The following is an 8,397-nucleotide window of genomic DNA, read 5'->3' on the forward strand; positions in this document are numbered from 1 at the left end:
TTATCTATGGGGATTTCAATCAGGACTGACTTTCATTCTTCTAAACATCCCGGTTTATCTGTTTGCCCTTAAAATAGAGCCCGAATATTTCTATAATGGCTTATTTGGGGTGATTGTTTCTGGTACAATGGTAGATCTCCTCATCCCATTAAATGGACTAATTCATTTACCCATTATTAGTAGTGTTATCATTGGTGCTGTGATTATTGGTATCGGAATGGGCGTGATGCTGAGAAATCATATCAGTCCAGGTGGAATGGACTTACTTGCGCTGTTATTTGCAAAATGGACAAAGTTAAATGTTGGGGTAATCATGGTTGCGATGGATATGGGGGTCATTTTAACCGGTTTGTTTGTTCTACATGATCCTAGGTTGCTTTATTCGCTCCTGATTATTTCGATTATTGGTCTAATGGCTACGGTGATCACGTTATTTCGTAGGGAGTCCATATTTACAAATTAAATAATCCATGAGTAAAATGGAGGAATAAATGATCTCGAGGAGATAGGATATGAAGCCGATTAATGATCATATAAAGGAAAAGTTAGTCATCTTATTTGTTGGTTTTAATCCAAGTATTCGCTCCAGTGAACTGGGGCACCATTATGCAAATCCAAATAACCGGTTTTGGCGAATATTATTTGAGGCAGGGCTAACGACAAGGAAGTATGAACCTTTTGAAGATGGAGAACTATTACAGTTGGGGTTTGGCTTTACGAATATCGTCCAACGGCCGACTAAGGCAGCAGATGAAATTACGAAGGAGGAGTATAGAGAGGGGCGGCGACTATTAAAACAGAAAATTAAACAGTACCGACCGAAGGCAGTTTGCTTTGTCGGAAAAGGCGTCTACCAGCAATATAGTGGCCGAAAAATGGCACCTTGGGGAATTCAACAAGAGTCCATTGTGCCGGGGGTCATGGACTTTGTCGCACCATCTTCAAGTGGCCTGGTTAGAATGAAAATGGATGAAATTGTCGAGATCTACCAACAACTTACTAAATTGATACATAAATAAAAGGCATCGACGGAAAGTTCCGTCGATGTCATTTAAAAACCAAATTTTTTTTGATAATTGGCAAAAGTGATCAGAGGGAAAATATAGCGGTAGCTGTGATAATGAATATAGAGGCCTCCAGCCATGCCCTGACCTTTTGGATACGCAGTCGTCCAATCTACTTTTTCAAGTGATCCTAGTAAATAGTTCAGGCCTCTTTCAATAACAGGGGTGGTTTTTTCTGACATCGAAATAAGCGCATCAAGGGCCCAAGCCGAATGGGTAAGCGTGCTCACTTGTAAGGGAACATACCTCTTTTTACTGTCACTTTGGCACGATTCTCCCCAACCACCATCCTGATTTTGAACCGACAATAACCATTTTATTGCTTTTTGTATCGTCGAATGATTAGGTGATACGCCGACTGCAGCGAGTCCGGTAAGAGCGGCCCATGTTCCGTACAAATAACAGATCCCCCACCTACCGTACCAAGATCCGTTCTGCTCCTGATGTTTCATTATCCAGTTAACCCCTTTTTTGATGGTGGAATGATCTCGAGATAAATTGGTATAGTTTCCTAAAAATTCAAGTGTTCGGCCAGTTAAATCGGCGCTCGTCGGGTCGGAAAGGATGAATTCTCCTTTTTCAATCGGAAGAAACTGCAATAATTTGGAATTGGTGTTTTTCTCAAAAGCTGGCCAACCGCCATCATCATTTTGCATAGACAGGAGCCAGGAAAGACCATGTTCCCAGGCTTGGAGCTCTGGGGGAACAAATCGGGAAATGGAACGAAGAACGGCCGATGTATCATCCACATCTGGAAGCATTGTATTCACATGTGAAAATCCCCAGCCTCCCGGTAGCGTCTTTGGGTTATGAATCACCCAATCGCCAAACTGATGATGTTGGCGCTCTAATAAGTACCGATTCGCTTGGACCACCATGGGGTCATCAGGTGTGATCTTAGCTGCCTGCAATCCAAAGCTAATCAATGAGGTGTTCCACAGATTGGCAGTGGTATATTGCATATGGGGCATACCATCAATCTCACACTTCATGGATTTAATTCCGTTGATTGCTTTTGTTATTATCGGGTCTGACTTTTTATATCCAAGTGAGAGGAGGGCGAAAATCATTAGAAACGTACAGCTATAATAGCTTAAGAACGTCCCATCCGGTTCAATTCGGTCCAGCATATACTTTTTCGCTCGCTCGAGAGCTAATTGATGCAACTGGTCAGGAAGACCTAATAAATTTTTGACACCCTCTTCGATATAGGAATAGAAGGAGCGGTATTCCTCAGAACGACTCCACTCCTGTTCATTTTCGAAGCGATGTAAATGAAGATGGGCCAAATCTGGGCTTTTCTCTGTCTTGATCGTAAATTTTTTATCAGCCAAAATCAAGATCGGAGTTAGATTGGCCCGACCAAATACGGAAAATGAATAAAAATTGATTGGAAAATAAAGTGGTAGAAGGATTGCTTCAATAGGCAGTGGTGAGAAGGCTGGCCATTTGTATTGCCCTGTTAATGAGAGCATAACTTTAGTAAACATATTGACTTCTTCCAAGCCGCCATTTTCTAAAATAAACCGTTTCGCGGCCAACATCCTTTCATCATTCTTCTGATAGTAACCAGAGTATAGAAGGGCATAGTATGCCTCAACAGTCGCTGTCAGATTTCCTTTTCCTTCATCATAAAATAGCTTCCATGCCCCGTTTTTTTCCTGTTTGCTTACTATCCGTTTTGTAAGCCCTTTGACTAATTCTTCATCATGTAATTCCAACGTCCGTAATAGAATGATCATATATGCATCAGTAGAAATGCCGGTATCAAATGGATAATCCCATGAGCCGTCGGGGGATTGGTCTTTTCGAAGCACCTCAACAATCCAATCTATGCCTTTTTTCGTATCAATCATTCTGCCTTCACCTTCCTCTCCCAAAAAATCTTCTCAATTATACATATTCTCATCAGGGAAGGAGAATTCGTAAGGGAGGTAATGAGCTATTTTTTTTATCCGAAACCGAGAAATCACGCCACTACAAAGGATTACGGACGAATTGAAGAAAAAAAGTAAATCAACAGCTTCCATGCTTCCTTTAGCCAATCATGAAAAGGACCTACTCGATAGAATTAAACGGACAACACAGGAATATAATCTAAATAACGTTACTAGAACGAAGGCTTATCTTGATTTCTATTTGCGCCACCCAGAGGTCAAGTGGGCTTTCTTAGGGCATATGGTTTCGCGTAATGGCGGCTGGAATATGACGGACCTAAAGGGAGAGTTTTTACCTCGCTTGATGGCTAAAAAAGAACGAAATTTGTTTTTTAACTTTTTAGAAAGAGGGAATTGGCTGATTTTCCAAGACGTTTATCCACAATTTTTATTGTATGAGGAAGGGTTAAGGCAAGGAAGACCACTTTTTCATTTATGTACCTCCATTAATGTTTCGACATTCATGGAAACGATATGGAATGAATTTTGGCGATCAAAGGATACATATTTATTAGCAATCGCCTTGGTGATTAATGAGCAGAGCTATCTCGAAAAAAGAGTGGTCCGAAATCCACACTATCAAAAGGATGTTTTGAATAAATTTGAGTTTATGTTGCAGGACTGGTTGTCCTTTAACCATATTTTATTCCCTAATGGTGCAAGAAATATGGTGGGACAAACACTTCACCAATTTGAATCTTTAAGAGAACGAATTTTACTAGGTAAACGGCTGTATAGTATTCTGTTTGAAAATCAGGAGGTATACAGAGATGTGTTTAAATGGGCCAGAACCCATCCACATACAGGATCACGAAAGGATTATTGGCCACATGTTTTTAATAATGTGAACGAAGGGACGCCAGGGTTCCCTTATCAGCTTCGTCTGAAAGCATGTCAGCTTAGAGCGGGCGCTAGAAAGATATATAGTCCAACAGTTGAAAATGCCTGGAAAAATGTTAATCAACCAGAAGCGGAGCAAGGGGACTGGTTTGATGACTGGCGGGTGGTGGAGTATTTAACAGAAAATGGTGAATCGTTAGACGGGGAGATTAAACATGAATACTGTAAAACACTTGAACGACTTGAATTGGCAACTTTGGCTAAAAAGGCGATTACCTTTTAGGTTTTTCGTCTGCATGGTAGTTGCTTGTTTGATGGGAACGTATTTAGATTTATATTTTGTCGGGAAGCAATTCTATCAGTTTCCACACCGACCATTTCCAGAGATTTTCTCGATTAATATTGCTTTCACTTTAGTAGGCCTGCCAGTTCTTATTTTCGTTTATTTATGGTGTATTACGCAGGTAACCAAATGGGGAAGAATTGGCATCCTTCTGTTTGTTAGTTTGCTAATGCCTATTCTTGAAAAACTGGCTGAAGTTTTGGGCTGGTTTGATCATAGTGATGAATGGAAGCACTTATATACATTTTTCGGCTATTTGATCTTTTTGACGATTGTGTCAATAATTAATAGCTGGATGGAAAAGAGGGTTAAATAACAATAAAAAGCCGAGACAAACGTCCCGGCTTTCTTGATGCTACATTTGTAGCAACAGGCCCCTACCGTCCGTACAGTGGTTAAGTGTCCCGCAACAAGCGAATGTTCGGTAGGGGCCTTCTTATTATATCACAGTCATCGTGAAAATATGAATATGATATGTAATTTGAGTACGGTACACTTTCTTTTCTTCATGTAAAAGTGTATGATAAAAATGATTTTTACATAAAGGAGTGTTTCCAATGGCGAAAAAAGGATACATAGTAATGGAAAATGGCGAAAAAATCGAGTTTGATTTATTTCCAAATGAAGCACCTGGTACTGTAGCTAACTTTGAAAAATTAGCAAATGAAGGATTTTATGATGGAGTAATCTTCCACAGAGTAATTCCTGGCTTTGTAAGTCAAGGAGGAGATCCTACCGGTACTGGTATGGGCGGTCCTGGTTACACAATCAACTGTGAAACAGAGGGGAATCCGCATAAACATGTACCAGGATCATTGTCTATGGCACATGCTGGCAAAAATACAGGCGGAAGTCAATTTTTCATTGTCCATGAATCACAACCACATTTAAACGGTGTTCACACTGTTTTTGGTCAAGTGACTACTGGGCTAGAAGCAGCAAAAGCAATGCGCAATGGTGATAAAATGGTAGAAGTAAAGGTATTTGACGCTGAATAAGTATTTGAAGGAGGGCTAGTGCTAGCTCTCTTTTTTATTATCATTAAAAATGAGAATTTGTAGTAAATAGAAATGCAAACGGGTACATTAACTTCAGAATTTAATTTTGGGGGTTACTATGAAAAAGTTTGCGTTTTTACTTATTCCCTTCTTGTTATTTCCACTCCACACAAATGCAAATGAAACAAAGGTGACAAAAGAACTGAAGGCCGCCATCATTATTGATGATTTTGGTGGAGGGACAGGAGGAGTTCGAGATTTCCTTGAAGGCCAGATTCCGATTACAGCAGCAGTTATGCCATTTACGGAAAATTCAAAGGCACATGCTGAATGGGCTCATAAAAACGGCTTTGAGGTCATGGTGCATTTACCTATGGAACCCAAAAGAGGTAAGCGCTCATGGCTAGGTCCAAAACCGATCACAGTTGACCTTTCAAAGGAAGAGGTGCGGCAGCGAGTGGAGGAGGCTATAAAAAGTGTGCCGTATGCAGTTGGCCTTAATAACCATATGGGTTCTCGCGCCGTTGAAGACGAAGAAATTGTCCGTACGATTGTAGAAGTGGCAAAAGAGAAGAATTTATTTATCATTGATAGTGGGACAAGCCCCGGTACAAAATTCCCTGAAATTGCTAAAGAACTAGGAGTCCCACTTTTAAAAAGGGATGTTTTTCTTGATGATATTTCTTCTTCTTCGTATGTTCGAAAACAAATGATTAGATTGGCGAAGATTACAGAAATCAAGGGGAGAGGCATTGCAATTGGTCATGTTGGTGTAACAGGAAAGGTGTGCTCAGTTGGAATTTTTCAATCCACAGATGAATTTAAAAGAAGAAACATCAAGATCGTCCCTATCTCAGAACTTTTTGCAGGTGAGTTAACACAAAAGCATCTTGTACCATAAAAAGGCAGCCAAGCTTGCCTTTTTTTGCTGAGTAGAAGTGTTGCTCATGATTTAAAGAAAGAATCACAAACGAATTTCTTTTCCTCAAGGACTTAAACTGGTAAAATATCACCTATTCATGAGCACAATAAATAGAGTCTTTCTAAATAAAATCAACTAGTAAGGGAGCAGGAATAGATTACATGAAATTAATATCTTGGAATGTTAACGGACTAAGAGCATGTGTTAAAAAAGGATTTTTAGATTACTTTCAAGAGGTGAACGCTGATATATTTTGTGTGCAGGAAACTAAACTTCAAGAAGGGCAAATTAGTCTTGAACTAGATGGATACCACCAATACTGGAATTATGCGGTCAAAAAAGGGTATTCTGGGACAGCGGTATTTACAAAGCAAAAACCTATCTCCGTTCAGTATGGAGTCGGTGAGGACGAGAGTGAAGGGGAGGGGCGAATTCTCACACTAGAATTTGAAGATTTTTTCTTGGTGAATGTCTATACTCCTAATTCGCAAAGAGATCTTGCAAGGATTGGCTACCGTCTGGAATGGGAGGACAAAATTCTTCAGCATTTGAAGGGGTTGGATGAAATGAAGCCAGTCATTCTTTGTGGGGATTTAAATGTAGCTCACCAAGAGATCGATCTAAAAAATGCTAAACCTAACATCGGAAATTCTGGGTTTACTGATGAAGAACGTGAAAAGATGAGTACCTTACTTGAGAAAGGGTTTATCGATACTTATCGTTATTTTCATCCGGATCAGGAAGGTGCTTATACATGGTGGAGCTATATGAACAAAGTTCGTGAACGGAATATCGGTTGGCGAATTGACTACTTTATCATTTCTGAAAGATTGTCAGAGCGACTTTCTAAAGCAGATATTCATTGCGATGTGTTGGGGAGTGACCACTGTCCTGTTATCCTTGAAATAAAGGATAATCAATAAGTTTTCCTTATGATCAACCATTAAATACCTGTAATTTTCTTTATAGCATACCTGTTATATAGTTAGCTTATAAAGTGTTTGTGGGAGGTTGAGACATGAGTATTAAAAGAGATGTACAAAAACAGTTTGGAAAAAGTGCAGATTCCTATGTTAATAGTGCCATTCATAAAGAGGGAAACGATTTGCAAAAGCTTCTGGATTTGGTTAGCTTGAATGGAAAAGAACAGTTGCTTGATGTTGCAACAGGCGGTGGTCATACAGCCAATGCTTTTGCACCTTATGTAAAAAGGGTAACAGCTCTGGATCTAACCTCCGAAATGTTAGCTGCTGCTGAAAAATTCATACTTAGTAATGGTCACCAAAATGTAGAGTTTAGAAAAGGGGATGCAGAAAATCTACCATTTACAGACGAGGTATTTGATCTAGTCACGTGTAGGATCGCACCCCATCATTTTCCTGATGTAAATAAGTTTATTGAAGAAGTTTATCGGGTCCTTACTCCTAGTGGTCAATTTTTATTGGATGATAACGTAGTCCCAGAATTGGATGAATTTGATCTTTTTTATAATACAATTGAAAAATGGCGAGACTACAGCCATTTCCGGGCTTGGAAAAAGAGTGAATGGCTTCGTATGCTTGAAGTGGTTGGATTTGAGATTCATGAATGGCATCGTTTTGCTAAAACCTTTCATTTTGACTCATGGTGTAACCGCATGAAATTATCTGTAGAAGAGAAGGGGAAATTAGCGGACTACTTCCTAAATGCTTCTCAAATGATTAAGGATAAGTTTAATATTGTATTCTCTGGAGATCAGGTTATTTCTTTTCAAGGCGAAGCGATTATTTTAAGGGCAAAGAAGAATTAAAAGCAATGTTAATAACCTATTAGAGTAAAAAACCGTAATGCCTTGGGAGCATACGGTTTTTACTTCTTATAAAGCGTTAAGGGGTGTTCCGATTTCATCAAACTCAGGTGATTTATCATTTTGACGTAGGTTTTCTAGTTGCTCTTGGTCATTTTGTTGAAGAAATGGGTTAGTATCTTCCTGTTTTTGTGGGTAGAAACTCATGAGGCAATCAACTCCTTCTTATTAAAATATTCTAGCCTAGAAAAATTGCTCCTAATCTTAATGTTTCCCTTTTTATAGATATAGTTTCATCAAAATGACCTAAATAATTAGGTAAATACACAAAAAAAATATTGACGAATTTGGATGTAGGTTGTACGATAAATATCGTCGCTCATATGAATATTGTTTTTTAGTAAAATTAACAAAAACAATTGAAGAAGAGTGTTGACATAGTGTGAAAAATTATGTTAGAATAATAAATGTCGCTAAATGATAGTTTAGTAGACGAACTAGATTGTT

The 8,397-nt window shown here is 39.0% G+C and carries 10 protein-coding genes; 8 read left to right on the forward strand and 2 right to left on the reverse strand.

Annotated elements, in window-relative coordinates:
* Both TY15_RS22305 and TY15_RS22310 read left to right on the forward strand, forming a co-directional pair.
* Positions 1-463: YitT family protein (locus TY15_RS22305; protein WP_042375619.1), on the forward strand; the 463-nt coding region annotated here is incomplete at its 5' end.
* Positions 464-512: 49 nt separating this feature from the next.
* Entirely contained in the window at positions 513-1,019 is a 507-nt protein-coding gene (locus TY15_RS22310) for a mismatch-specific DNA-glycosylase (RefSeq protein WP_040208764.1), read from the forward strand.
* A 32-nt stretch (positions 1,020-1,051) separates the two neighbouring features.
* Here TY15_RS22310 and TY15_RS22315 read toward each other — a convergent pair whose 3' ends face one another.
* The gene (locus TY15_RS22315) at positions 1,052-2,920 is read right to left on the reverse strand and encodes a terpene cyclase/mutase family protein (protein ID WP_040208765.1); all 1,869 of its coding nucleotides are present in this window, start codon (positions 2,918-2,920) and stop codon (positions 1,052-1,054) included.
* A 172-nt stretch (positions 2,921-3,092) separates the two neighbouring features.
* Between TY15_RS22315 and TY15_RS22320 the strand changes: the two genes are divergently transcribed.
* The 6 genes from TY15_RS22320 to TY15_RS22345 all read left to right on the forward strand — a co-directional run bounded on the left by TY15_RS22320 (position 3,093) and on the right by TY15_RS22345 (position 7,893).
* Complete coding sequence (locus tag TY15_RS22320) at positions 3,093-4,124, forward strand: DUF2515 family protein (protein ID WP_081799496.1); 1,032 nt, start codon at positions 3,093-3,095, stop codon at positions 4,122-4,124.
* A 31-nt stretch (positions 4,125-4,155) separates the two neighbouring features.
* A complete protein-coding gene (locus TY15_RS22325; RefSeq protein ID WP_244440987.1) occupies positions 4,156-4,500 on the forward strand; it encodes a CBO0543 family protein in 345 nt (114 codons plus the stop codon).
* Positions 4,501-4,741: 241 nt separating this feature from the next.
* Positions 4,742-5,182, forward strand: a complete 441-nt coding sequence (locus TY15_RS22330; RefSeq protein ID WP_040208768.1) for a peptidylprolyl isomerase — start codon at positions 4,742-4,744, stop codon at positions 5,180-5,182.
* A gap of 118 nt (positions 5,183-5,300) precedes the next feature.
* Entirely contained in the window at positions 5,301-6,083 is a 783-nt protein-coding gene (locus TY15_RS22335; RefSeq protein WP_040208770.1) for a divergent polysaccharide deacetylase family protein, read from the forward strand.
* Positions 6,084-6,265: 182 nt separating this feature from the next.
* Positions 6,266-7,027, forward strand: coding sequence for an exodeoxyribonuclease III (locus tag TY15_RS22340; protein WP_040208771.1), 762 nt, complete (start codon positions 6,266-6,268; stop codon positions 7,025-7,027).
* Between the two features lie 95 nt (positions 7,028-7,122).
* Complete coding sequence (locus tag TY15_RS22345) at positions 7,123-7,893, forward strand: class I SAM-dependent methyltransferase (RefSeq protein WP_040208772.1); 771 nt, start codon at positions 7,123-7,125, stop codon at positions 7,891-7,893.
* Positions 7,894-7,959: 66 nt separating this feature from the next.
* Here the strand turns inward: TY15_RS22345 and TY15_RS24545 are convergent, their stop codons facing one another.
* Complete coding sequence (locus TY15_RS24545) at positions 7,960-8,097, reverse strand: hypothetical protein (protein ID WP_157042286.1); 138 nt, start codon at positions 8,095-8,097, stop codon at positions 7,960-7,962.
* Between the last annotated feature and the right edge of the window lie 300 nt (positions 8,098-8,397).

The organism is Neobacillus jeddahensis (assembly GCF_000612625.1).
GTDB lineage: Bacteria > Bacillota > Bacilli > Bacillales > Cytobacillaceae > Neobacillus > Neobacillus jeddahensis.